Annotated in this window: 23 protein-coding genes, 1 tRNA gene and 1 pseudogene; 14 read left to right on the forward strand and 11 right to left on the reverse strand. The window is 45.5% G+C overall.

The genetic code is table 11. The features are described from left to right. The first annotated feature begins 19 nt into the window (after positions 1 to 19). Positions 20 to 91 (forward strand) — tRNA-Gly (locus tag FTO70_RS10630). A 57-nt stretch (positions 92 to 148) separates the two neighbouring features. On the opposite strand, the gene FTO70_RS10635 is transcribed toward FTO70_RS10630, so the two are convergent. Beyond that, positions 149 to 553, reverse strand: coding sequence for a PaaI family thioesterase (locus FTO70_RS10635; RefSeq protein WP_255335734.1), 405 nt, complete (start codon positions 551 to 553; stop codon positions 149 to 151). A 140-nt stretch (positions 554 to 693) separates the two neighbouring features. Between FTO70_RS10635 and FTO70_RS10640 the strand changes: the two genes are divergently transcribed. Beyond that, the gene (locus tag FTO70_RS10640; RefSeq protein ID WP_255335735.1) at positions 694 to 1,383 is read left to right on the forward strand and encodes a ribonuclease III domain-containing protein; all 690 of its coding nucleotides are present in this window, start codon (positions 694 to 696) and stop codon (positions 1,381 to 1,383) included. A 319-nt stretch (positions 1,384 to 1,702) separates the two neighbouring features. After that, positions 1,703 to 2,416 (forward strand): isoprenylcysteine carboxylmethyltransferase family protein, encoded by a 714-nt coding sequence (locus FTO70_RS10645; RefSeq protein WP_255335736.1) that lies wholly within the window; start codon positions 1,703 to 1,705, stop codon positions 2,414 to 2,416. An 87-nt stretch (positions 2,417 to 2,503) separates the two neighbouring features. Here the strand turns inward: FTO70_RS10645 and FTO70_RS10650 are convergent, their stop codons facing one another. The 5 genes from FTO70_RS10650 to FTO70_RS10670 all read right to left on the reverse strand — a co-directional run bounded on the left by FTO70_RS10650 (position 2,504) and on the right by FTO70_RS10670 (position 6,758). Then, positions 2,504 to 3,103: a 4Fe-4S binding protein gene (locus FTO70_RS10650; RefSeq protein WP_255335737.1), complete on the reverse strand. Its 600-nt coding sequence runs from the start codon at positions 3,101 to 3,103 to the stop codon at positions 2,504 to 2,506. Positions 3,104 to 3,382: 279 nt separating this feature from the next. Further along, the gene (locus FTO70_RS10655) at positions 3,383 to 4,072 is read right to left on the reverse strand and encodes a hypothetical protein (RefSeq protein ID WP_255335738.1); all 690 of its coding nucleotides are present in this window, start codon (positions 4,070 to 4,072) and stop codon (positions 3,383 to 3,385) included. Between the two features lie 95 nt (positions 4,073 to 4,167). Beyond that, positions 4,168 to 5,202: a phosphotransferase gene (locus tag FTO70_RS10660; protein ID WP_369694364.1), complete on the reverse strand. Its 1,035-nt coding sequence runs from the start codon at positions 5,200 to 5,202 to the stop codon at positions 4,168 to 4,170. 139 nt (positions 5,203 to 5,341) lie between these two features. Then, positions 5,342 to 5,833, reverse strand: coding sequence for a GNAT family N-acetyltransferase (locus tag FTO70_RS10665; protein WP_255335739.1), 492 nt, complete (start codon positions 5,831 to 5,833; stop codon positions 5,342 to 5,344). 418 nt (positions 5,834 to 6,251) lie between these two features. Then, a complete protein-coding gene (locus tag FTO70_RS10670; RefSeq protein ID WP_255335740.1) occupies positions 6,252 to 6,758 on the reverse strand; it encodes a MarR family winged helix-turn-helix transcriptional regulator in 507 nt (168 codons plus the stop codon). Positions 6,759 to 6,979: 221 nt separating this feature from the next. Between FTO70_RS10670 and FTO70_RS10675 the strand changes: the two genes are divergently transcribed. Continuing rightward, on the forward strand, positions 6,980 to 7,423 hold the full coding sequence (locus tag FTO70_RS10675; protein WP_255335741.1) for a rhodanese-like domain-containing protein: 444 nt from the start codon (positions 6,980 to 6,982) through the stop codon (positions 7,421 to 7,423). 218 nt (positions 7,424 to 7,641) lie between these two features. Here FTO70_RS10675 and FTO70_RS10680 read toward each other — a convergent pair whose 3' ends face one another. The 3 genes from FTO70_RS10680 to FTO70_RS10690 all read right to left on the reverse strand — a co-directional run bounded on the left by FTO70_RS10680 (position 7,642) and on the right by FTO70_RS10690 (position 9,322). Further along, a complete protein-coding gene (locus FTO70_RS10680) occupies positions 7,642 to 8,184 on the reverse strand; it encodes a cysteine hydrolase family protein (RefSeq protein ID WP_255335742.1) in 543 nt (180 codons plus the stop codon). A gap of 41 nt (positions 8,185 to 8,225) precedes the next feature. Further along, the gene (locus FTO70_RS10685; protein ID WP_255335743.1) at positions 8,226 to 8,393 is read right to left on the reverse strand and encodes a hypothetical protein; all 168 of its coding nucleotides are present in this window, start codon (positions 8,391 to 8,393) and stop codon (positions 8,226 to 8,228) included. Positions 8,394 to 8,491: 98 nt separating this feature from the next. Next, on the reverse strand, positions 8,492 to 9,322 hold the full coding sequence (locus FTO70_RS10690) for a hypothetical protein (RefSeq protein ID WP_255335744.1): 831 nt from the start codon (positions 9,320 to 9,322) through the stop codon (positions 8,492 to 8,494). 379 nt (positions 9,323 to 9,701) lie between these two features. On the opposite strand from FTO70_RS10690, the gene FTO70_RS10695 reads away from it, so the two are divergent. The 3 genes from FTO70_RS10695 (at position 9,702) to FTO70_RS10705 (ending at position 13,666) form a co-directional block, all read left to right on the forward strand. After that, positions 9,702 to 10,385, forward strand: a complete 684-nt coding sequence (locus FTO70_RS10695; RefSeq protein WP_255335745.1) for an isoprenylcysteine carboxylmethyltransferase family protein — start codon at positions 9,702 to 9,704, stop codon at positions 10,383 to 10,385. Positions 10,386 to 10,518: 133 nt separating this feature from the next. Further along, entirely contained in the window at positions 10,519 to 11,175 is a 657-nt protein-coding gene (locus FTO70_RS10700; protein WP_255335746.1) for a DUF2284 domain-containing protein, read from the forward strand. A 472-nt stretch (positions 11,176 to 11,647) separates the two neighbouring features. Beyond that, positions 11,648 to 13,666 carry a cation:proton antiporter gene (locus FTO70_RS10705; protein WP_255335747.1) on the forward strand — a complete coding sequence of 673 codons (2,019 nt, stop codon included), beginning with the start codon at positions 11,648 to 11,650 and terminating at the stop codon, positions 13,664 to 13,666. Positions 13,667 to 13,814: 148 nt separating this feature from the next. On the opposite strand, the gene FTO70_RS10710 is transcribed toward FTO70_RS10705, so the two are convergent. Further along, a complete protein-coding gene (locus FTO70_RS10710; RefSeq protein WP_255335748.1) occupies positions 13,815 to 14,693 on the reverse strand; it encodes a winged helix-turn-helix domain-containing protein in 879 nt (292 codons plus the stop codon). A gap of 230 nt (positions 14,694 to 14,923) precedes the next feature. Between FTO70_RS10710 and FTO70_RS10715 the strand changes: the two genes are divergently transcribed. Then, a complete protein-coding gene (locus FTO70_RS10715; RefSeq protein ID WP_255335749.1) occupies positions 14,924 to 15,046 on the forward strand; it encodes a hypothetical protein in 123 nt (40 codons plus the stop codon). A 261-nt stretch (positions 15,047 to 15,307) separates the two neighbouring features. Here the strand turns inward: FTO70_RS10715 and tnpB are convergent, their stop codons facing one another. Further along, positions 15,308 to 16,420, reverse strand: a complete 1,113-nt coding sequence (gene tnpB, locus FTO70_RS10720; RefSeq protein ID WP_255335750.1) for an IS200/IS605 family element RNA-guided endonuclease TnpB — start codon at positions 16,418 to 16,420, stop codon at positions 15,308 to 15,310. A gap of 342 nt (positions 16,421 to 16,762) precedes the next feature. On the opposite strand from tnpB, the pseudogene FTO70_RS10725 reads away from it, so the two are divergent. From FTO70_RS10725 to FTO70_RS10755, 6 genes and pseudogenes are all read left to right on the forward strand, one after another. Beyond that, positions 16,763 to 17,560 (forward strand): annotated as a pseudogene (locus tag FTO70_RS10725) (Maf family nucleotide pyrophosphatase); the annotation flags it as partial. 279 nt (positions 17,561 to 17,839) lie between these two features. Further along, positions 17,840 to 18,325 carry a hypothetical protein gene (locus FTO70_RS10735; protein WP_255335752.1) on the forward strand — a complete coding sequence of 162 codons (486 nt, stop codon included), beginning with the start codon at positions 17,840 to 17,842 and terminating at the stop codon, positions 18,323 to 18,325. Positions 18,326 to 18,549: 224 nt separating this feature from the next. Further along, on the forward strand, positions 18,550 to 19,974 hold the full coding sequence (gene cysS / locus FTO70_RS10740) for a cysteine--tRNA ligase (RefSeq protein WP_255335753.1): 1,425 nt from the start codon (positions 18,550 to 18,552) through the stop codon (positions 19,972 to 19,974). Between the two features lie 747 nt (positions 19,975 to 20,721). After that, the gene (locus FTO70_RS10745) at positions 20,722 to 21,642 is read left to right on the forward strand and encodes a S16 family serine protease (protein WP_255335754.1); all 921 of its coding nucleotides are present in this window, start codon (positions 20,722 to 20,724) and stop codon (positions 21,640 to 21,642) included. A 116-nt stretch (positions 21,643 to 21,758) separates the two neighbouring features. After that, complete coding sequence (locus FTO70_RS10750) at positions 21,759 to 22,178, forward strand: hypothetical protein (protein ID WP_255335755.1); 420 nt, start codon at positions 21,759 to 21,761, stop codon at positions 22,176 to 22,178. Positions 22,179 to 22,355: 177 nt separating this feature from the next. After that, positions 22,356 to 23,231, forward strand: coding sequence for a metallophosphoesterase (locus tag FTO70_RS10755; protein WP_255335756.1), 876 nt, complete (start codon positions 22,356 to 22,358; stop codon positions 23,229 to 23,231). Positions 23,232 to 23,670: the final 439 nt, after the last annotated feature.

A 23,670-nucleotide genomic window follows, 5' to 3' on the forward strand; every position in this document is an offset into this window, starting at 1 on the left:
GCAAATACTGAGCATCTGCGCGACCGTGGTTTAGTGGCTATGACCTGAGCTTCCCAAGCTTAGAACCCGGGTTCGAATCCCGGCGGTCGCATTCTAAGCTTTTTTAAAACTTCTTTTCTGATGAAATGAGAACAATGTCTTTTTATCTTTAATCCGAAAGCTCAAGTGGAACTTTTTTCCTGTAGACCATTCCCTGAAATATCGCCACGAGGTCTCCTTCATCATCAGTGATATTTACGGTATAGGTGGCAAGTTTTGGGTTTATTGAAGTTTCCTTTGCTTCGGCTGTGAGAATCCCTTTTTTCCCGGCTTTTACATAGGAGATGCTTGCATTGATCCCGACTGCAGCAGTCCCGTATGCATTTGAGGCGGCGGCAAAAGCAAAGTCTGCAAGGGTGAATATTGCCCCTCCCTGCACTGCCCTTAAAGCATTAAGGTGTTTTTCTTCGATTTTCATTCTGGTTTTTGCGTGTCCGGGAGAAACTTCCAGCAGTTCTATTCCCGAATATGCAGCGAAATTATCTTTTTTAAGCAATTTTTTGAAATTTTCCATACAGTAACTCCGTATAACTTGTCGTGTTATTCTAAGTTTTTCACTCAATTTATTTACTATTGATGTTACATAAAAAGAATAACAATAAAAGCTAAATAACTTATTCCTATTTTTTATTTTTAAAAGGTGTGAGACAATAAATGAACAATAAGATGGGTGAATCGTATTTTAAACTAAAATGGAATGTTCAGGGAATTTTTGATAATTTTTCATCAATAGAAAAAGAATTAGAACACCAAATAGATCTGCTTCCTGAAAATAACCTCAATGATCGGAAGAAGCTTACTAATTGGATAAACCAGCTTAAAGAAATTGATGTAAAACTTCAAAACTTCAAAACTTCAAAACTCATTGAGTTAGAAAAACATGTCAATTATCATTTTGCTGAACCAGATTTAGTCGTTTTAACTTTAATTCAACCCAGCATTAAGAATTTGTTTAGTGAATTATATAGTTACTATTCAAAAGCTGGTCTTGAATACAATTTTGAACCGTACTTAAATTTGGATGAGGCAGCTAAAGTTTTAGCATTGATTGGGGATGCTGTGATTGATTTAGCGTTAGTTCAAATTCTCTGGCAGCCTAACATTTCTAATGTTGGTGGATTATCTGAAAAACGAGCAGATCTAGCATCAAATAAAAATTTAGCACGGATATGTGATAAATGGGATTTGTTCGATTTTAGAATTCCTTCCAATCCAAATCAACAAGAGGCTAAAGCAGAAAAAGTCAATCATGTGAAGGGGACTATAGTCGAGGCATTGTTTGGTGTCATGTATGTCGAATCGGGTCTCGATCAAATAATTTCTTCAACTGTTTTATTGAAGTGATCCTTGAAGTTTCTGAAGGGCAGAATCACATTCGTGTTTACCATTCAAATTATTTTTTAAACTTCTCCTTTGCTGATGGCTTCTGTATGGGATACTTCTTTACATATTTTGCAGCTTTATTTGTGAAGTTCTTTATTTTCATGTAGGGACGGTATTTTTATGCCCTGAAGTTAGCCATCAAAATCCTTATGAGCATCAAAAATCATTCCTTCTTTTTGGGGAAACGGGGACAAAAATGCGATTTGGAGGAAGTGGACTCTCTACTTGAAGCCGTCCAGGTTTCCTGGCTGATGCCATAAGGTTCTAGCTGGTGATTTTCATGGTTGAAGTGGTGGAAAAGGATGCGGCATTCTGGAAGGCGTTTCTCATGAGGGCTGTGCAGGTACTTGCAGGCTTATTCCTGATGGTGGCAGTTTTCTTTCTCTCCGCCGGCCGGACCGATTTGCCCAGGGCATGGAGTTTCTTCGGCCTTTATTTCGTTTCTTTGCTCTTAAATACGGTTATATTCCTCAGGTTCAATCCGGAGGTCATCCGGGCACGGAGCAAAATGACCAGAAAGGAAATGAAGTGGTGGGATAAGGTTTTTGCGATTCTCTACATCCTGTTCCTTATCATGATGTTTATTGTGTGCGGGCTCGACGCCGGGAGGTTCCGGCTTTCAGACCCGGGACCGGGGTTTCTGCTTGCCGGCATGATAATTTTCGTTGCAGGCTGGCTGCTTGTGGCATGGGCAATGGTCGAAAACAGGTTCTTTGAGACCACGGTCCGCATCCAGGAGGACAGGGAGCATAGGGTTGTTTCCACCGGGCCTTATGCCATCATCCGGCATCCGGGATATGCAGGGATGATTCTCTTTTACGGCTGTGCGCCGTTCATCATTGGGTCCCTTTACGGGCTGGTCCCAGCCCTATTACTTGCTTTTGCTTTCGTTTTCCGCACACACTTTGAAGACAGGATGCTCTCTGAGGAACTTTCAGGATATAAGGAGTATAAAAAGAAAGTAAGGTATCGGCTGGTCCCATTCATTTGGTGAGGATTTGGCGGGGTTCTATCAGGTTGACAGAATATCCCGGACAGTTTCCAAGATAGACCTAAACGTTTTTGAGGGCATAATAAAAAATCAAAGCCCTGAAGCAGGTTCAATTGCCTCATTCGGACAGTTTTCGTAACACCTGCCGCATTCCTGGCACACAGAGCCGTCGATTTTGTAAATATCTCCTTTACTGATTGCTCCCTTCGGGCATACCTCTTCACATGTTCCGCAAGCCTTACATTTTTCCGTGACTTTATATCCGGGATCTTCGACTTTTGCTCCTCCGAAGGCGAATCTTTGCCTTTTGGGGGGGACAACCGATAAGTCAAATACCTCTCCTGCCCCGGCAGATAATCGGAAAACCTCCAAACTTTCTTTTGTTTTTCCCGGGTACACCCCATCAAGAACGGGGTTTGCCTCGAATATTTTTTCCAGGTAACTTTTATCGACGAATTCTATTTTTCCTTTGACCCGGATCGTAACATGGTTTTTGCCCATACCCATAATGGCAATTTCCGGATTTTCCATCAATTGCTTATAATACGGTTTTCCCCTTGCCGTGATAAAATATAGTTTTTCATTTTCAACCAGCATTATTTCGCTCTTTCTAACTGCCGGTTTTCCCTGAGCAACAGTTGCAACAGCTACTGATCTGATGTTCCTTAAGAATTCAAGTGGATTCTCCATTTTCTCCCCTTCTCTCACTTCTCACTTTTAACCTGTAGATTTGTTTAGTGGCAAGCATCTAAATGAATTTGTTAATTATTGATTGATTATTGACCGATTATTGATCGATTTGTTGTCGTTGAGTGCTTATATCGAAGTCTGCTAATGCTTCCTTCAACAACAAAATTTCCCCCTCTCTTATAATATGTTTCTTTATATTTACTTAGGGGTATTCGAAAGCGATATGTGAAATAAAAATCTATCCACCTTTTCTACTATCAATGAAATTGATCAGTGAGTTCAATAATAGATCATCGGCCAGATAACATGCCATAAACTGTAGTCCGTAAGTCTCCATACCACCGGGGCTAGGAATCCGTATTTCCGAAAAAGTGTGATTGGGATAAGGTTTCCTGCAAATATGAAGATGAACAGCCCTGCTCCGAAAATAATGCTCAGAAGCATGCCCATCCGGTACATTCCCGTTATTTGCATGGCTGGTTCCCACAAACTTGCCAGGACGGCAACAACCACAAAAACCTCTTCCTGCCGCTTTCCTTTCAGGAGGACATTGGAGGCCAGCCAGACCAGGAAAACGGTGGGAATAAGGTGGTAGAGGATCTCAAGAAAGATCCCGCCTGAAAGGTAAACGGGAATGGAAAAAGGAAAGGGCACATGGATATTTGGAAGGTCCATTGCCAGGCCGACCAGGATTTCTATTATTGCAAACCCGAAACCCAGGAGGACCGGATATAAAAACCGGTGTTTGTTAGAGGCGTTCTCATCCCATATGTCCGGAAAACCTGTTTGTCCGGCAAGTTTTATGGCAATAAATCCGAAAAAAGCTGCCAGGATTATTGCTGCCCAGGACCCCGTCCAGTTTTGTACGATCGGATGGTCCACCCCAAAATATGTCCAGATAGCTTTTCCAAGCAGCATCAATAAAACGAGGGCTAGAAAAGTCTTATCTGATCTGGTTAGTTTGTCCACAATATGATTTTTGTTAGAAACTTTTACATAAAGTTATCTGCCAGAAAAAACCTTCAGGATAAAACTTTCAGGATAAATTCCCGGTATTTCATTTTTCAAAGGCCCGGTTTCCCCACCAGTTCCACAGCTTTGTATATCAGGTATTCCCGGTGTTTTAAGTCCTTACTTCTCCAGGCGACCCTCAAAAGGCCGTAGCTCATGTAGAGGGGTAGGACCTGCTTTATCCGACGGTATTCATTTTCGTCCCGGCTGTAGCTGCGGAGGAAGCGTTTGATGTGGGGAATGGAGGCGTCTGCCTCGCCTTTTTTTGCGAAATGGTGGAAGACTTCGGCGGACAGGATCCCGAGGTCGTGAGCGCAGTGCCCGTGTTTTGTAGCAAGTTCGAAGTCTATGGCATAGGGCCTTCCCCTGTGGAAAAGGTAATTTGCGGGAGTGGCGTCGTGGTGGACCATACAGCCCTGGTTTATGTCAAGGAGAGGGCTTTTCTGCCATTTTTCCAGTCTTCTTTCGTATCTTTTTCTGGTGGATTCCCGGAGGGGCATGCGGGCCAGGCTTCTTCGGATTTTCTCAAATTCCCTGTCTTTTTCGTAATGGTTCCTTGTATTTTTGTGGAGCCTGCGCAGCATGCGGGCTATGGCTTTGAGCTTTTCGTCCAGGTCTTCGCCGTTTCTCAGGTGCCGGGAAAAAGGTGTGCCAGGGATGTATTCGGTCACAAGCACGCAGTCGAAATGGGAGTTTACTGCAATTGGCCGGGGGATTTCGATTATTCTTTCAAGTTTCCTGAGTTTATAGTATTCGTTCAGCATGGCTTTCCTTGCATCATAACTCTTTATTTTCCCTGTGGGTTTTGCAAGGAATTTCGCAATAACGCTGAAACCCTCCCCATCAAACTCATACCTGCAGACTTTATGGGATGCAGGCCTGACCCTGAATTCCCGGATCTTACAGTTTTTATTCCGTATCCTGTGCCCGAGCTCCTTTACAAGCCAGTCCCTGAAAGAGTCTCCAGGTTCCAGTTTCCTGACATATTCCTGTGAAATACAAACCCCCCATGTGCCATCCCCGATGTATCGAGACCATTTATCTATATCATGTATCGGAGTCCCTAAAAGCCCCTGGAATCCGCTAATCCTTTTCCCCTACTCAATTAGATTTGAAGAATATAAAAGAACACCGGGTCTCACCTGATCGGAAAAACTGCAGAAATCAGATAGACGGAATCAGATGGACGGAATCAGATGGACGGAATCTCAAGGAGGGTCCGGCCTTTTACAGGAACCTTTGCATCCACACAGTATCAAAGAGCTTCCCGTTCTTTTTCCCGACTTCCCTGAACCTCCCGCATTCCTTAAACCCGTGATCTCGGTGGAAGCGGATGCTTCCTTCGTTAAGGGAAGATATGCTGGCAAGGATGCAGTGAAGCCCCTTTTCCCGGGCTCCGGCCATGAGTCTTTCGAGCATTGAGGAGCCTATTCCTTTCCCGGTGCAGTCAGGCCTGATAAAATAGGTGATCTCTGCGGTGCCCGACAGCGTGGGCATGGGAGAGTGGGGGTGGAGCATGCCAAAACCGACGACTTTTTTGTTTTCATCCTTTGCAAGGGTTGTCGGGTATCCGGCAGTGGCCTGGAGGAAGAAGTTAAAAAATTCGTAGGGGACTTTTTTTTCGGGGTAGGCGGCGAAACTGTTTTCGATATAGTGGTTGAAAATATCTATCACTGCTTCCCGGTCTTCCGGGGAGATCGGAACAAGGTCGTATTCCATTTTATGCACCTATTTTCCATGGTTTTGAGGTTTCTATTTTCCTTGATTTGGGGGTTCGGTTTTCTTAGATTTGTGGATTCTGCTTTCCTTAATTAGAGGATTTCTTCTTTTCGGTTTTTTGTTTATGAATTCAAATATTGTATATCTACTAAACTATTTTAATTTAGCTGCTATACAAAATTTCCTGCCGTCTTTTAAGGGCATTTGCTTAAGAAAATTGGCCTGCTGGTATAGTTCTGGTATAGTGCTGGTATAGATAGGACTATACCGGGGCCGATAAAAAGAGTAATCTCCGGGGCTTATTCGAGCTAAGGTCTATAAAATGTGAAATAGCAGGATTTTTCCCTGCCTTATTTTTTCCCTGCCTTATTTTTTCCCTGCCTTATTTTTTCCCTGCCTTATTTTTTCCCTGCCTGATTCATTCGTAGCGTTCCAGGCAGCGGTCAAGCATCTTTTCAAAATAACCGTAGACCCTGAGCATCTTTTCTATCTCTGCGTTGCTCATCCGGGCAAGTTCTTCCCGGACCCCGGTTTCCAGGGACTCGTGGAGGGCTCTGTGCCACTCGAAGGCTTCCTGCCCGAAACCGGTCAGTTCGAGCATTATATTCTTTTTGTTTTCAGGGGTGCGGACTTTTTTCACAAGCCCCTTTTTTTCGAGCTTTCGCACCATCTGGGAGATGGCCCCCTTCGTCACCCCGAGGTGGGAGGCGATTGCTGTCAGGTTTTTTTCAGGGTACTTTCCCACCACCTCAATGACATGGAACTCCGAAGGGTAGAGGAGCACGCCGTTTCCGAGGTCCACCGGCTCTTTTTCGAGGGCATAAGCTTTGTTCAGGGTGCGGATCCCGGCTTCAAGGAGGGAGTCGACCTTTTCATCCAGGTCCGATCTCTCAACCTCCCGTTTCTTATCTGTAATTTTTTTCATGTGGACGAATTCAGGTTTGTTTCCTTTCCTTATATTCTTTTTGAGGTAAGAGATGGGTACAGCTATAATGGGTACAGCTATATCAGGTCTGAATTCAATACAGGAATATTTAATAAAAATAAGTCAGGGTATTCAGTAAAAAGAAGCATGGGCATTCAACAAAAAAAGCCGAGGTAAAAAGATAGCTTTTAGTGCAGCAAACGCATCAGGGGGGAGCCAGCTTGAACAAACAGAATTTGACGTACATCGCCCTTTTTTTCTTGCTTTTGATAGCAGTATTGATTTTTACATCACAGCCGGAAGCCAGTCCACCCGGGTTTGAAACCGTGAGTGTGGACGAAGCCAGGGGAATGATTGAAAAAGGCGATCTTTTCTTGCTTGACGTCCGCACGCCTGCCGAGTTCGACGAATCACATCTCGAAGGGGCAGTCCTGATCCCGCTTGAAAACGGCTATGGGTCAAATCTGGGTCCGGACCAGCTTTTAGAAGCCCGGATAAACGAAGTCCCCAAAGGTAAAAAGGTACTTGTATACTGCAGGACCGGCCGCAGAAGCGCTGTCGCAAGCCAGATGCTGGTAGATGCCGGCTATACTGATGTTTATAACATGGGGGGCGGCATCAATGAATGGACAGCAGCAGGGTATCCTGTCGTAACCGGTCCTTGAAGGTTATGGACGCAAGGGGAGAAACGAGTCAAAAAAGTAAACAGTAGGAAAAGTCCGGGCAAATAAACAGTGGCTAAATTATGTAACTATGTGGTCCTTTATTTCGTCGGTATTGAAGCTAAATTGCGCTCAACCACTTCCATTGTTTTGCGGTATTCAGCCATGGTTGTAGAATCTTCCAGGTCCTGTCCCCATTCCGGAAAGGATGTATTACGGCTTCAGGAAAGGTATTCTTCTGCCTTCTTTACTGTTGCAAACATGCCGTCAAGCGCCGCCATGAACGCCGCATGAACGGAACGGGCAGGCACCGTTTCCTCTTTGAATTTGAGGTTGCGGGTGGCACAGGCATCGGAAATCAGGGTGCAGGCAAACCCAAGTTCCTTTGCCGCCCGGACTGTCGTATCGACGCACATGTGGCTCATTGCCCCACAGACGACAAGGTCCGTAACTCCGGCATCTTTGAGCCGGGAAAGGAGGTCGGTCCGGAAAAAGCTGTTAGGGTAATTTTTCTCAATGATCGTTTCTCCCGGAAGGGGTCTTATGCTTGTATGGATGTCTGCACCTGAGGTCCCGGGTACGAAGAAGGCGGCCTCTGGCCTGGTGGAGAGGTGCCTGATAAAAAAGATAGGCTTCCCTTCAGTGCGGAATTTTTCGAGCACGGCGGCTGCTTTTTCTGCCGCGTCCTCCATACCTTCAAGTTCCATCTTCCCGCCGGGGAAGTAGTCATTCTGGATATCGATAAGGATGAGAGCTTCTTTCATGCTTTTGAATAGAGCATAAAGGGTAATATGTCTGGTGGTTTTTAGATGTCAGGATCCCCTTCGTGGCCCAGCAGTTCTTTATTTGCCTTCTTCTGGGCTGCTATGTCTCCCCGGGAAGCTCCGTTCTCGACCATTTTGTCTATTATCTTGTTTGCGTTTTTTTTGCGCCTTTCATCCATTTCTTTTTCTTTATCCTGTTCTCCGCTCATTTTATCTCTCCTCTGTTTCTCCTTTATTTCTCTCTTGCTGTGGTTTTAACATGAATTTTATGTGTTTTCTGTGTTTTATTTGAGGTCTGTTGTGATTGTTAAGGATTATAATTTCTCAGATTCCATCGGGAAACTGCCTGCTCTTTGTCGTTTTTATAAGCTTTACGAAACTCCTCATGGGTAAAGATCGCTATTTTGCCTTTTCCAGTTGAAGCCCATATCCAGTAAGGAGTGTTGTCCCCTTTTTTCTCCCTGTAGCGCCCCAGAAAAACCGTGGTATGAGGCAGGTCCTTTATTATGCATAGGTCTCCAGGTTTCAGTTCCAGGCAGGGGTCTGTCATATCCGCAGGCCTGACAGATGTTTTGACCTTTTCGGTATACGGGTATTTTCCTTCGTATTTGCCGAGGGAGAGGGCGTTTGTATCCGGGATCAATGTGTTATTGTGATAGACCATTTCCAGGGCGTCCCTTATCGCCTCAATCGCAAGAGCTGAGCAATCGACTGCGTTTTCCTTCATCCAGACATCCCAGGCTTTTTTGAAACCGTCTTTTTTGATGTCGTTGAATAAGATATGAAGCAGGTCATCAATTCCGGTGCGCTTGCCCTGTGCTCCCATTATGAAATCCATGCCTTCGTACATAAACAGGCGATTCACGTATATTTCCATAATTAGTGAATTAATAAAGGCTTTATCCCTGTGGTGATACGAGCAGATAGGGATGAGTTCCCCGCTCCCGTCTTCTATAAGAAAATAACGCCCTTTTGAAGGACATAAAGGAGTAGGGTTGAGGTAAGCCGGAACAAGTATATTGACAGGGTGCCAGTTTTTTGACCGACATCCGTCAAGCCCTCCCTCAAGATCGGCCAGTTCAAGGGCTGTTTCAACGGACCGCAGGTTCAGGGAGCAAAGGGGGTCTAAAAAATCCATTATTCTTCAACCTCTTAATAATGTGGCAGATGGATCTCTGAAATAAATTGAGGATCTCTGAAACGAATTATGTTTGAATTAATTTCTTATGTCTATAAAATTATTGCATATGTTGCAATAAAAACATTTCTGTTCAGTTTTTCTACCCTGCCAATTAATTCAATAACGCTGCTCCCTCATCAATAATCTATAAAAGAATATCAACATCAATATCACTATCAATAAATTAGGTATTGATTAGTTTTGTTAACTGTATGTGAACAGGTTAACGGTTTATAAGTAAGTTAATAGATATCTTCAGTAAATCAGGGATGCAGATAAATGGGCCGGAAAACAATTCCGGGAACGGCTCGCTAAAAGAACTTTCAGGAAATAGGCTATGAAAGAACCCTCTGAAAAATCGGCACGGGAAAAGGGTGCATGGGTAAGCTGGGGTACAGGTCTCCTGATGCTTTTGCTGGCAGCCGAAACCTGGAAAGCCGTGGACGGGAGATGGGGTTATATTGGCCACATGCCGGTTTACATTTATGCAGGAGTCCTGACTCTTTATCTGGGGGCGGAAAGAATTGCATACCGGGGCTCGGGAAGTAAGGGAAAACAAACGAAGATATGGACTCGCCACCTGCTTTTGCTTTTCTGGTTGCCGCTGTTAATTGTCCCGGTTCTTGAATACAGCCTCTACCCTCGCTATGATTTTACCGTCACAGTTATTGGGGCTGCCCTTACCCTGCTCGGGACCGGCCTGAGAGCCTGGGGTTTATGGACGCTGGGAAAATATTTTTCAGCCCACATAGAGATTAAGGCTGACCATGAACTGGTCGAAACAGGCCCCTACAAATTCATAAGGCATCCGGCTTATGCAGGCAACATTCTGCAGGCTGTGGGAATTCCCCTGATCCTGAATGCTTACTTCTCTATGTCCATCTCGGCAGTTCTTATTGCCCTTTTCCTTTATCGGTTGAAGCTCGAAGAAGAGGTTTTAGCCCGGGAAGTGAAAGGTTATGGGGCTTATATGATAGGACTTACAGGCTCATACCGAAGATATGGTAAGCTTGAGTCTTAATTTCTTTTTACCCACCGGATAATTGTGCTTATTTAAAGTACTCTATTTTTCAAGCACTGCCCTTTTCTCGAAACTGTTTCTTTTTATTTTTTCCCTATAAATCTATATTTATTGTGAAATATTATTTGTAATTATGATGATACCTGATGAGGATTACAGGCTTTTTGAAGAAAAGGCAGGGGAACTGGGGGCAAGAAGTGTCAGGTTGATTCCTGCAGAGTACATCGTTGTCGAGAACCGGACTGTTTTGAAGTGCATCTTCGGCTGCAACGGTTACGGAAGCCGGGTCTGTCCCCCCTTTATCCCCACGGTGGATGAATTCCGGAAAATGCTTGCAGAATACGACAGGGCTCTCCTGGTAGAATGGAAATCAGAAAACGTTTTCTCCAGAGAAATCAGCGAGAATTTCGTAAAATACAGTGTCTCCCCCCCCGAAAACGAAGAGATAAGAAAGCAATACCAGGAAAACTTAAAAACCGTGATGAAGGACCGCAAGGAAACCATACAGCCGGGAGTCCTGGAACTTGAAAAACTCGCCTGGACCCTTGGGTATAACACCGCCCTTGCGACTTTCCCGGGCATGTGCACCTGGTGCGCGACCATCGACTATTCGGGGGTAAACTGTGCAGGCGATAGGGCGCCCTGCCACCACCCGACACTCCGCAGGCCCTGTCTCATGGGCCTTGGCATAAGGCTGGACAAAACACTCGATAAAATGGGGATCCCCTTCCAGAAATTCCCTCTGGAGGACGTTGCTCCGTCTCCTTATACCCTTATGCTGCTGGACTGAAACAAGTGTCAGTTCAATAATCGGGTCTTTTTATAGAAACAGGGTTTTTAAAGTACCGGGGGTCTTTAAAGAACCTTTTTTTAAAAACCCTGGGGTTTTTCAGAAAACTTCATTCAATTCCCTCTTACATTCAATTCCCTCTTACATTCAATTCCCTCTTACATTCAATTCCCTCTTACATTCAATTCCCTCTTACATTCAATTCCCTCTTACATTCAATTCCCTTTTACATTCTCTCCCCTTTTATCGCCTGCTCCGGTATATTTTTGAAGTGGTTGTCTGTTACCCGTCTTCCTGCCGAAATTCTTATATTTTTACAACAACTCTCCCCCCTGGTCTCAAAAATATGGGCCTGGAATTAAGAGAGGCTTGCTAAATGGTGTTTCGTGGCTTATCCAATTTCTGCCTTTTTCGGAGGGATGCGGGGATTGCTCGCTGTCTTTCGATCTTACTTTACTTCAGGAGCTGAAAAATGGAATTATCCTTACTGGCACATGTTGATATTCTCCTCGGTTTTGCCGTTCTGATTCTTACTATCTTTTACAAATTCCAGGTCCCTCCAGTGCTCGGTTTCCTTGTGACCGGAGTACTTGTGGGGCCCCATGGGCTGGGGATCCTTGGCGAGGGGCCTAATGTGGAAATTAATGCAGAGCTGGGAATCATTTTCCTGCTTTTTACCATCGGGGTTGACCTTTCCTTAAAAGAGCTCTGGAAAATGAAAAAAGCCGTGCTGGCAGGAGGGGCCCTGCAGATCCTTTTTACCACATTGCTGGTTTTTTCCGTATGCATAGCCCTGGGCTTCAGTTCGGCCACTTCAGTTTTCATAGGTTTTCTGATCTCGCTTAGCAGTACCGCAATAGTGCTCAAGGTCTTTCAGGAAAAAGGTGAGGTTTACACTCCCCACGGGAAAACTTCACTTGCTATTCTGATCTTCCAGGACCTCGCTATCGTACCTCTGATCCTGGTCACTCCCCTGCTTGCAGGAAGCCCGCTGACCTTTGAGGGCTCGCTGTCAACAGTTTTTCTCAAAGGTTCGGTAATTATCCTGGTTTTTATCCTGAGTGCAAAGTTTCTGATGCCCCGGATATTCTATCATGTGGGACGGACAGGCAACAAACAGCTCTTTCTCCTGAGCGTTGTGTTTGTCTGCCTGACCACAGCCCTCCTGACGTCCAGCGTGGGGCTTTCCCTCGCCCTCGGGGCTTTTTTAGCCGGGCTCGTCATATCTGACTCCCAGTACAGCCAGCAGGCTATGGGAAATATCGTGCCCTTAAGGGACATGTTCATGAGCTTCTTTTTCGTGTCCATAGGCATGCTCCTTGATGTACATTATTTACTGGAGCATCTGCCTGTTTTCGTCCTTGCGGCACTTGCCCTCGTCTTTTTAAAAACGATTGCCGGGGGAACCGTTACTTTCCTGCTTGGGTATCCCCTCCGCACCACCGTGCTCACGGGGTTTGCACTGGCCCAGGTGGGAGAGTTTTCTTTCGTCCTTTCCAGGCTCGGGCTGGAGTACTCTCTCCTGACCGAGGAGGTCTATCAGGCCTTCCTGGCAGTCTCCATCATTACAATGGCAGTTACGCCTTTTGTCATCAATTCTTCTCACAGGGCGGCGGATTTCCTGCTCGATAAAATCTCAGGCAGGGCTTTTGGCATGAAGCTGATTAACGGCCTGTGTTCAAAGTCCATGGAAGGCGAGGAAAAGGCCGAGCCCCGGATAAAAGACCACCTTATTCTCGTGGGTTTCGGGTTTTCGGGGCGGACGGTTTCAAAGGCTGCAAAGGCTGCAGGCATCCCCTACATTATCATTGAAACTAACCCTGATACTGTTTTGCAGGAAAGAATGAATGGGGAAAGGATACACTACGGAGATGCCACCTACGGGGCCGTGCTGGAACATGCCGGGATCAAAGGTGCAAGGGTCCTTGTAATCGGAATCTCGGATGCTTCTGCAACCAGGAAAATAGTCGAAACTGCAAAGGAGCTGAACCCGAAAATTTGTGTAATTGCAAAGGTGCGGGACCTGCAGGAAATGAAACACCTGCACGGAATGGGTGCAGATGAAATCATTCCCGAAGAATACGAGACCTCAGTAGAGATCTTCGTCCGCCTCCTTGAAAAATACCTGATCCCCAGGGAAGAAATTGAAAAACTAGTAAATGATGTCCGGGCCAACGGTTACAGAATGCTGAGAAAGCTGTCTCAGGATGCGGGCATGGATAACAATTTCAGTCTGAGGGAAGACCTTCCGGGAGTCGAAATCCTCGTCCTTAAAGTTGGGACAGGGTCCGATTTCGAAGGAAAAACCCTTGCCGGTCTGGAACTCAGGAAAAGGCACGGAGTGACCGTGCTCTCGGTCCGCCGGGGGGCTGAGATAATTTACACTCCCGAAGGGGATTTTCTCCTCCGGGCAAACGATGTCTGTATCCTCCTGGGTAAACCTGAGGAAATCTATAATGTCCGGAAATTCTTTGAAGGGGTGCGGGCATGAACTGCCTTTTCCCTTTCTTCTCCTTTTCTTGTCTCTTTCCTGTCCCTTTCTCCTCTCTGAAAATCCCCCGCGTAAAAATCATTGATTCCAAATCATTGATTCCAAATCATTGATTCCAAATCATTGATTCCAAATCATTGATTCCAAATCATTCATTCCCGACAGATGCGGGAGTTTCAGTCGGTACTGCCGATACTACCGGTTCTGTTTTTCCGGCATGTTTAGCCAGTGCACCCGGGGCCTGCAGGGCCGAATAAATCTCGTTTAAGCCTTTTAGAATCTTGAACCCCTTCTCGGTGATCATGTAGTCGCCCCGCTCGTGCTGCTGCATGATAAGCTCGCTGTCCAGCAGTTTCTGCAGGTGGAAGAGCAGGTTTCCTCCCCGAAGCCCGGTAAGTTCGGAGAAGCCTGAAAAGCTCCTTGCCTCAAAAGCTACGGCTTTAAGGATTTCCAGGCGCTGGCTGTTGGCTACGGGTTCGAGGATTTCATTGACTACCGGGACGGTTTCAAGGGCTGAAATGTCCTCTTTTTGTTCCTGGTTGACTGCATAGATCCGCATTGAGCGCATCAGGCTTACCTGTTTCAGGAAAAGTGTCGAGACTTCGGAAAAGCACCTGTCACATTTCCCATAGGGAGCTTTCTGTCTCATTTCCTCGATTTTTTTGCCGGTTTTTGATATGGCAGCTTCGTCCACATGTTTTTCTTTTATCATGCCTGCATTTTTCTGCAGGAGGCCGGTGAAAGCAGCCCTGCAGTTTTCCTTTTCAGGGCATTTTTTTACCATGCTGCGGTCAAGTCCGGTCTCGATGTCTTCTAAGAGGTGTCCTAAAAGTATGTTTGAGTATTCAGTCCTGGAACTTGCCAGGGCAGATTCAAGGTGAAGCCTGTTGGAGTACTCCATTACCTTCTTGATGTCGCTGTGCATCTCCGAAAGCTTTGCTTTGATCGCCTGGATTTCAGCAATTTCAGGATGTTCGGGGGTTTCCGGGGCTTGAAGGCAGTTCCTTCCCTTGTCGTTATTTTTCATATTTTCAAATTTCCCTGCTTTATTTATATAGTTTTTGTCCTAACCTTTAAGGTCATTCCAGTGTATAAATGTCCTTAGGGCACAGGAGTGTATTTTGTACATTTTGATGCCGATTAAGTATATATCAATGACTGTTCTATAAGTTAGCAGGGCATAAAATGCCGTGTCAAAGGCATCAAATGCCACGTCAGACACAGAATCTGTCAGACACTGATGGGAGGTAAAATACTATGGTAAAATGCGGAATTTGCGGAGGCGAAGCCCCCAAACAGCCCTGTATCACTGAAGAAGGCAACTGTAACCTCTGCGGCAAGAAGGTAGTTCTTGCAGAAGAAAAAGAGAAGAAGAAATAACGAAAGGAAGAACGGAAATTAAGGCTGAGCAATAACAGCCGAAGAAAAAAGGCCGGTAAATAAAGGCCGAAGAAAAACAGCTAAAGAGTATCGTCCGAATAAAAACGGAACCAGAATCTTGAGTAGCGAACATACCACCGTGAACTACCCCTCCCTAAAACCTTTTCCTTCCGGCTCAGGTTTTTGAGGAAGGGGCTTCCTGCTTCATACCCCGGAGCAACCTCCGCAAGTCCACAGGCTCTTCCCCACGTTCCGCAGGTGTCACGTTACGATCAGACTTTGAGCTTGAAGTGCAAATTTTTTGATATTGATAGCGGCGTTTATGTCCCTGTCATGTTTTGTTTTACATTCAGGGCATTCCCATTCCCTAACATCCAGAGTCATGTTAGAATTAAGATATCCGCAAACGTTACAACGTTTTGTTGATGGCTCAAATCCTCCTATCCTTAACAGGTTTTTTCCATACCATCCAGCTTTATATTCTAACTTTGTAACAAAACTGCTCCATCCGGAATCACTTATTGCCTGTGCAAGACAATGGTTTTTAAGCATACCATTAACGTTTAACGTTTCCGCGGCTATTGCTTGGTTCTCGCGTATTAGTTTTGAGGAAATTTGGTGCTGGAAGTCTTTTCGCTGGTTACTGATCTTTTCATGGAGTCTGGATAGTTTTAATCTGGCTTTTTCCCGGTTACTTGAACCTTTAACTTTTCTGCTTATCCTTTTTTGCAGGACTTTCAACCGTTTCATGGAGTTTTTCAGGTACGTGGGATTATCTATCTTTTCTCCAGTTGAGAGAACTGCAAAATCCTTGATACCCACATCAACCCCTACAGTTGTATCAGCCGAAAACTCCTGTTTTTCGGGCAACTCTTCCCCATCATCCACAAGAATGCTGATATAACATATTCCAGTTGAGGTCCTGGAAACTGTTGCTGTTTTCAGTTTCCCCTCAAACCTCCGGTGGAGAACTGCTTTAACTTCACCGATTTTAGGGAGTTTGACAACATTCTTTTCAAAATCGACGGTGTAGTGTTGAGGGACAGAAAAAGACTGTATGGGGTTTTTTCTTGATTTGAAATTAGGAAAACCTTTCTTTTCCCTGAAAAACTTGGTAAAAGCAGAATCTAAGTTTTTCGTCATTCCCTGCAATGACTGTGAATTTACTTCTTTAAGCCATTCATACTCTTGTTTCAGTTCAGGAAGCAGGTTGTTCAGGTCATAGCAGGAGAGGGATTTTCCTTCCTGCTCGTAAGATTTGATTTTCTGTTCCAAAGCCCAGTTATAGATGAACCGGCAGCTCCCTATATGTTTCTCGATCCTGGTTTTTTGTTCAGCTGCGGGATACAACCTGAATTTATAGGCTTTTAACATCATATAAGTAAACGTTTTATGAATTTATATGTATATGGGCGGCTTAACTGATTGTAGTGCAGGAAAGTGGACGGCTTTCATCACCTCCCTGCCATTTCCGGCAAAGCCGGAAATGTCGAGGAAGGGGTCTTCTCGCCTTCAAAGATAAAAAGCGCATTCTGCGGGTAATAAATGCCTCGGCAGCAGTCGGGGTCGTTTATTGCTCTCTTCTCTGAAAATGTAAAAAAGTACAGTAGATTTTAAGGATTATGATTTTCTCTTTATATTTTTCCTCCTTAACTTTTCCTCCTTTTATTTGCTGCTTCCATCAAGGTTAAATCCACCTTTCTCTGAAATCTCCTCATGCGCCGAATCATCCTCGCTTCCGCATCCCCCCGCAGGAAAGAACTATTAAAACAGCTGATAGGGGACAATTTTGAAGTCTTCGTAAGCTCTTATGAGGAAAAACCCCTTCAGGGGTTAAGCCCTGAAGCACTTCTCATCCGGCATTCCGTGGAAAAAGCCAGGGACGTTGCAAAAAGGTTCGATTCCGGGATCATTATTGCAGCGGATACATCGGTGCTCTGTGAAGGCGAGGTTCTCGGAAAGCCTCACACCCCGGAAAGAGCAACGGAAATGCTGGAAAAAATAAGCGGAAAAACAGTGCAGGTCATCACGGGCCTGACGGTCCTGGACATGGACAGAGGAGAGGAAATCAGCGAATCCGAGCTCACAGATGTCCGGATGAAGAAAATGAGTGAGGAAGAGATTTCGGCTTACGTCAGGACAGGTGAACCTCTTGACAAGGCAGGGGCGTTCGGGATTCAGGATAAGGGGGCAGTGCTGGTGGAACGGGTCGAAGGGGATTTCTTTAATGTGGTGGGACTTCCCCTGTTCAGGCTTGGGAGGATTCTTGAGATGCTGGGTGTGTCGGTTTTTGAGGTAAATTAATTTTTATGTGTTGTCGAAAATGCGCACAAGAATCAAAAATTTGTGGAGGGCTGTGTGCGTACCATGGTCAAAAACGTCGGCAAAAAATTCTCTCGTCCGGATGATGCAGTTATCACGATCAAACAGATTAATGAAGAAAGTATCCATCGTCACAATGCTTTTGCGGAAAGGGTTGCCCTGATGGGAGAACTTCGGTCAGAAATTGCCCGGGGATAGATATGGAAAGGTATTTGGAGAAGTATGGGCAATAATATCTGGGTTATCTGATTAGTAAGCCCCTTGATAAAACCAGGAGGTAATAATAATGTGTAGTGTTGGAGATTCTTTTGATATCGAGCTGGAAGGAAAGCTGGCGCCTAAAAATTACGTATGCAAGGACTGTCAAAATAAATTCAAAGGCATTGGCAAGAATGTGACGTGCCCTTCCTGCCAGTCTAAAAATGTAGAACCCAAATAATCAACCGGATTTTTCAGATACTTATTTTTAATATGAATAAACCGGATTTTTCTAAAGACATTTCACTGAAGGAAAGTGAAATGCTCCTCCTGCGCGGCACGGCAGGAACCGTGGCCATTGTGAAAGTAGGTCCGCGTGGGCAGTTCTTTCTGGAAACAGAACATGAAGAGATTGTACTGGGACTGGAACCTCATGACCTGATTGTTGCTTCTGCGTTTTCGGTGGATGAGAAAACGGAGAAAGGGCTTAAATGCGTTCTCTTCATGATCCGGGAAATGAGGTCACCATTAATAGTTCTTCCGAAGAAACACCCTGCATCACCAAGGCTTCCAATCGTAGTGTCGGTTGGTGAAAAGACTGTCCTAAGCTGCCATATCACGCCTGGCACGCACCCGAATCAGGACGTACTATGCGGTTCAAATGAATTTGATAGCCTGGAGGTAACAGGAACACTGGAGGGCGTACAAATCAAAAATATGCCGCAGTGTGAGGTTTTAAAGGTTAACTTTGATATCTGACCAACGCATATATTCAGCCATGGGGTCAAATTATCTTATCCCGGTGCTTTTTTTATTTCCATTTCTTAATTTGTCCCGCTTCTGATGTGTTTTTGTCTTCCTTTCTTTTCCTTTATTTGTCACCGGGTGGTCTATTTGGGGCCGGTTTCGTTTTCTTTATATTTCTTGAGACTTATTTTTAATTATAGCATCAAATTAATTCGTTATTCACAGTGGTGTTCGGAATGCTGCAAGTGTACAATACCCTGACCAGAAATAAAGAGCCTTTCAAGCCCCTGAAAGCAGGGGAAGTTTCGATTTATGCGTGCGGGCCTACGGTTTACAATTTTCCCCACATAGGCAATTACCGCACTTTTTTAATGACGGACAACCTTGTCAGGACCCTTGAATACCTTGGTTACAAAGTAACACTTGTTATGAACATCACGGACATCGACGACAAGACCATCCGGGACTCGGAAAAGGCCGGGATGTCCCTTAAAGTTTTCACAGAGAAGTATACGAAGGAATTTTTTAAGGGCCTTGATATGCTGAATATCAGGCGGGCTTCAGTGTATCCGAAAGCCACTGAAAACGTCGGCGGAATGGTCAACCTTACGCAGAAATTGATGGAAAAGGGGCTTGCTTATGAAAAAGGAGGGTCGGTCTATTACAGGATTTCGGGATTTCCGGAGTATGGCAAGCTTTCGAAAATCGATTTTGAGAACATTAAAATCGGGGCTTCGGTCGATGTGGACGAATACGATAAGGACAACCCCCGGGACTTTGCCCTCCTGAAAGCCTCAACGCCGGAGGAAATCGAGCGGGGGATCTGCTATGAAAGCCCCTGGGGCAAGATCAGGCCAGGCTGGCACATCGAATGTTCGGTCATGGCAATGAAAACCTTCGGCCCAACCCTTGACATCCACACCGGGGGCGTGGACCTGATCTTCCCGCACCACGAAAACGAGATCGCTCAGTCCGAAGGGGCCACAGGAAACCCCTTTGTCCGCTACTGGGTCCACGGGGAGCACCTGATCGTGGAAGGGGAAAAAATGAGCAAGTCGAAAGGAAACGTTTTTACGCTTCCCGAAATCGTGGAAATATACGGGGGGGAAGTGGTCCGTTTCATGTTCCTCTCAGTCCACTACCGCAAAAAGCTGGACTATTCCGAAGCGTTTGCCGAAAACGCTAAAAACAACTACATGAAGCTTAAAGAGACCCTTGATAACCTTGAATTTGTCCTGGGAAGCGCAGATGACCGGGAATATCCCGGGGACGAAGAAACTCTCAAAGTACTTCCTGAACTGGAAATCCAGTTTAAGGAGGCTCTCGAAGACGACATCAACACCCCTAAAGCCATAACGGCCTTCCGCGACCTTTCCCGTACCGCCAACAGGTATCTCGAAGCCGGGAAAAACAGGCAGGTGCTTGAGAAAATACACACCCTTTACCGCCAATTTTCGGATGTCCTGGGCCTTTTTGCAGGAAAAGAAGAGGTCCCGGAAGAAGTAATGAAGCTGGTTGAGGAACGTGAAGCTGCCCGGCAAAAGAAGGACTGGTCTACTTCAGATTCTATCAGGGACCAAATAAAAGACCTTGGCTATATTGTCCAGGACACAAAAGAAGGGCCTAATGTAAAGAAGGCTGAAGGTGAATTGACAGCATAACGGAAGTTCTTTGAAAAACCGAAAGCCAGCCTCATCGCTCTGAAGATACTTTTTCCCAGAAAAGAAACTTGAGGCAGAGTGTTTTACTCTCTTTTCCAGCCTCTGCCCCCCTTTTCGTCACTATTTTTTAAGTTTTTTACGGATTTGAATTGATTTTTGAATTGATTTTTTCCGGTTCAGACTTTCCGGTTCAGACAGGGAAGCCTTCAATCTTCTCAAGATAGAATATTTCCGGTTTGCCAGAAACCCCTACATTCTGCATCCTCTTCTTCAGGTCCTCGGAAGCTATGAATTTGATGGCATTCTCTTTTGTGTCTCAATTAAAAAGAATAAATATCTCATTCGGGTCATCCGAATTGCGGAAAAGTTGTCCGCCTTTGCATCCGGCTTTTCCTCTTGTTGATCCGTGTTCATCAAATATGGATTTCCATCTGGAGTAGTCTTCGACTTTGTGTTTTATTGCTAAATATACCGTAATCCACACCCCCCTGTATAATTGGGTTTCTGCACCCCTATTAGTATAGTATTAGATTTTATAGAAAAGCTTTGTTTCATACGTTTTTTTCACAATCACTTTCTTTGCAGCATCACTTTCTTTCAGCATCATTTTCTTTCAGCGTCACTTTCTTTCCAGCTTTTCTGGCAGGACAGGATCTGTACAATCAGGACTGTTCAATCTTTCAGCATTTCCGGTGCAGAGGAAAGGAAGGAATAAATAAGTACCAGTGGATTTATCATATTAATATAATGAAATCAAAAATCCTTGTTCTTCTTCTGATCCTTTCCCTGGCAGGAAATGCCTATTTTATCATGTTCCAGCAGCCGCAGGTTCCCGGGGAAGGGGATATCCAGGAGATGCAGGCCCGCATCAACTCCCTTGAAAAGGAAAACGATGCCCTGGAGGCGAAGGTCATTCAGAATAACCAGTCGCTCCAGTCTTACGCCTCTCAAATAGAGTTCTACCGCGAAAAGGTCTTTGAGCTCGAATCGCAGACCGGCGCCTGCCCTTCCGGCGTGGAAGGTTTTGCCTCCCTCCAGGCCCCGGCTGTCTTCCAGAGAATTGAAACGGAGCAGTCAGGCCCCTTTGTCCGTGAATCCGTTTCCGAAGAGGGTACCCTGATCAACATCTCGGCTGAAATCCAGCCCGGAAAAGGCCGCGTCCTCGTCCAGACGACTCCCCTCATGGGAGTGATTTTCCAGGACGCAGCCAACACCGCCGTCTTCGTAGCCCAGAAAAGGACCGGGGTCCCCCTCTCGGGCAGCGACACCATTTTCAGCATCACGGCAGAAGAAACGATCCCCGGAGTTGACGGTTCCAGCGCCGGAGCCCTCATGACCCTCCTTACGATTTCCGCCCTCAACGGCACAGACCTGAACCAGAGCATAACCCTCACCGGCACCATAGACAATGAGGGAAACGTCGGCCCCATAGGCGGCGTCCTTGAAAAAGCCCAGGCTGCAGAAGCAGGCGGCAAGACCCTCTTCCTCCTACCCAGGGAAAACAGCGAGCTTGTGACGTACAGGCTCGTGAAAAAAGAGTACGGCGGCTTTACCGTCATAGAGAGAGTGCCGGAAGTCCTGGATGCCGAGGAATACATTGAGGAAAATGTCGGGATTGACGTCGAGTATGTGGATACGATTGATGATGTTCTGGAGTATGAGATGTAAATAACTTATGTTTAAAACATCATATTCTTAAAAACATCAACTTTTTTACATCGTAAGTTTCATATCCCACAGCATTATTCCACCTGCAAAAGAAAAAAGTGTTTAAAGTGTTGTCTATGTTTGACAAAATAATCCCGCGCCAGCGCAAAATGTCCACCCGGATAGGCGGTTTCCTTATCCTCATAAGTGAAACCATGTTCCTTTTTTCCATCCTGAACTTCCTCATGATCAGCCGCCTGCAGTACTATAGTTCCGGAGACTCTTACATCCGGACCGTCTTCCCGCACTATCTTTTCTTCCTGGGGGCCATGGGCTGTGTAGGGCTGACTGCAATGTTTATTATTTATACTTACATCCTGCCGAGCAAGCAGCGCTTTTCCCAGGAACAGGCGGTCAAAGACAACCGCAGCCCCATGTATGACAGGATCATTGAGGTTAAGGGGGAGCTTGCCGAGATGCGGAAGATGATGGAGGAGCTTTCGGAGAGATTGGATAAGCTTGCGGAAAATGGGAAACAGGAGGGCGGTGATAAGTGAAGTTGCGTCCATACTGTCCCCTCCTTCAGGTATTCTATCTTTTATAATCGGTGCATTATTTAAATATTGTAAAATACATCTCATCTTGAATATTTTCTTGAGTCTGAAAAATCAAAATTCTCTTTTCAAGAGTAGGAAAGGTTCCTTGAATCCCTAAAAACCATCCATTTACTAATCATGCCCCCCAAAATCACCCTACCTCCCGAAATCACCCCAATCCTCAACGAGCCCGCTCTCACCGTCAGGAACACCGAAACCGCGCTGGTCATAGCCGACATCCACCTCGGGATCGAGTGGGACCTCTACAGGAGCGGGATCAACCTCCCCAGCCGGATGAAAGAGCGGCTGACAAAAATAGAGGGCTACATCGAAGAAGTAAATCCTGACCGGATAGTGCTCCTTGGGGATGTCAAGCACAATGTCCCGCAGGTTTCCTGGCAGGAAAAGGACGAAATCCCCAGGTTCTTAGAAGCGCTTTCGGAATACGCCCGGGTTGATATTTTGCCCGGGAACCATGACGGGGGAATCGAGCTCCTCTTCGACAGGCAAAAGGACATCATGGTGCATCCCGTGCGGGGGGTGGTCCTGGATGGGGTCGGGTACTTCCACGGGCATACCTGGCCTGCACCGGAACTGCTGGCTGCGTCCCATGTGGTCACTGCCCATAACCACCCTACAGTCCGGTTCACCGACAAATTCGGCTATTCCATAACCGAGCCTGCCTGGATCAGGAGCAGGTTCAACCCCGAAGCCCTCAGGGAGCACTTCAAAAGCCTGGACTTCGGTTCCAAAGAGGCCTGGGCTGATCCCGAAGTCTTCATCATGCCGGCTTTTAACGAACTCTGCGGGGGTGTCCCATTTAACGAATCAACCTGTGAAGACCTGCTAGGGCCTGCATTTTCTTCCGGGAGCATCGAACTTGAAAATGCCGAGATGTACCTGCTGGACGGAACAAGGCTCGGGTCTGTAAGGAACCTCAGGAAACTGGAGCATACGAGAGTTAGAACCCGAACCGGGGGCAGAAGACGTAGAAGCCCCGAAAGCCCAGAATGAGACGATCTGATGAATATCATATGAAGATCTGATGGGCTGTAAGAGAAACGTCACTCAGAACCTTTAATCTCAGCTTGCAAATAGCATTAGTTTCAACATGCTGTTCCACTTTTTCTTTTGGGGGGTGCCTTTCTTAAATTAAAATTTTTATATTGTGTCAAAATGTTTTTATGACATTGATAATGTATATTGCATTGATACAAACTTTTTAATGGTCCTGGAGAAAACCTGAAGATAGAAAATAACAAAGGGTCTAAGAAACATTATTATATATTTATTTATATATTCTCATAATATTCATCTTTTTATTCAGATTGGTTCTGTTTTTCCTGAAAAGCGTTCAAGGAATAATCAAGCTTTTAAATTATTTTTGGTGATTTGAGGGGACGGAATGAGTGAAAAACCGAGAATTCCCGTTATCGGTCCATTGGGAATATGT

The organism is Methanosarcina sp. KYL-1, from assembly GCF_024372725.1.
Taxonomy (GTDB): Archaea; Halobacteriota; Methanosarcinia; order Methanosarcinales; family Methanosarcinaceae; genus Methanosarcina.

Bases quoted from the DNA above. Each gene is read 5' to 3' on its own strand.
- FTO70_RS10635 (WP_255335734.1), bottom strand. From the start codon at position 553: ATGGAAAATTTCAAAAAATTGCTTAAAAAAGATAATTTCGCTGCATAT.
- FTO70_RS10640 (WP_255335735.1), top strand. From the start codon at position 694: ATGAACAATAAGATGGGTGAATCGTATTTTAAACTAAAATGGAATGTT.
- FTO70_RS10645 (WP_255335736.1), top strand. From the start codon at position 1,703: ATGGTTGAAGTGGTGGAAAAGGATGCGGCATTCTGGAAGGCGTTTCTC.
- FTO70_RS10650 (WP_255335737.1), bottom strand. From the start codon at position 3,103: ATGGAGAATCCACTTGAATTCTTAAGGAACATCAGATCAGTAGCTGTT.
- FTO70_RS10665 (WP_255335739.1), bottom strand. From the start codon at position 5,833: ATGGAATACGACCTTGTTCCGATCTCCCCGGAAGACCGGGAAGCAGTG.
- FTO70_RS10670 (WP_255335740.1), bottom strand. From the start codon at position 6,758: ATGAAAAAAATTACAGATAAGAAACGGGAGGTTGAGAGATCGGACCTG.
- FTO70_RS10680 (WP_255335742.1), bottom strand. From the start codon at position 8,184: ATGAAAGAAGCTCTCATCCTTATCGATATCCAGAATGACTACTTCCCC.
- FTO70_RS10685 (WP_255335743.1), bottom strand. From the start codon at position 8,393: ATGAGCGGAGAACAGGATAAAGAAAAAGAAATGGATGAAAGGCGCAAA.
- FTO70_RS10690 (WP_255335744.1), bottom strand. From the start codon at position 9,322: ATGGATTTTTTAGACCCCCTTTGCTCCCTGAACCTGCGGTCCGTTGAA.
- FTO70_RS10695 (WP_255335745.1), top strand. From the start codon at position 9,702: ATGAAAGAACCCTCTGAAAAATCGGCACGGGAAAAGGGTGCATGGGTA.
- FTO70_RS10700 (WP_255335746.1), top strand. From the start codon at position 10,519: ATGATGATACCTGATGAGGATTACAGGCTTTTTGAAGAAAAGGCAGGG.
- FTO70_RS10705 (WP_255335747.1), top strand. From the start codon at position 11,648: ATGGAATTATCCTTACTGGCACATGTTGATATTCTCCTCGGTTTTGCC.
- FTO70_RS10710 (WP_255335748.1), bottom strand. From the start codon at position 14,693: ATGAAAAATAACGACAAGGGAAGGAACTGCCTTCAAGCCCCGGAAACC.
- FTO70_RS10715 (WP_255335749.1), top strand. From the start codon at position 14,924: ATGGTAAAATGCGGAATTTGCGGAGGCGAAGCCCCCAAACAGCCCTGT.
- tnpB (WP_255335750.1), bottom strand. From the start codon at position 16,420: ATGTTAAAAGCCTATAAATTCAGGTTGTATCCCGCAGCTGAACAAAAA.
- FTO70_RS10735 (WP_255335752.1), top strand. From the start codon at position 17,840: ATGAATAAACCGGATTTTTCTAAAGACATTTCACTGAAGGAAAGTGAA.
- cysS (WP_255335753.1), top strand. From the start codon at position 18,550: ATGCTGCAAGTGTACAATACCCTGACCAGAAATAAAGAGCCTTTCAAG.
- FTO70_RS10745 (WP_255335754.1), top strand. From the start codon at position 20,722: ATGAAATCAAAAATCCTTGTTCTTCTTCTGATCCTTTCCCTGGCAGGA.
- FTO70_RS10750 (WP_255335755.1), top strand. From the start codon at position 21,759: ATGTTTGACAAAATAATCCCGCGCCAGCGCAAAATGTCCACCCGGATA.
- FTO70_RS10755 (WP_255335756.1), top strand. From the start codon at position 22,356: ATGCCCCCCAAAATCACCCTACCTCCCGAAATCACCCCAATCCTCAAC.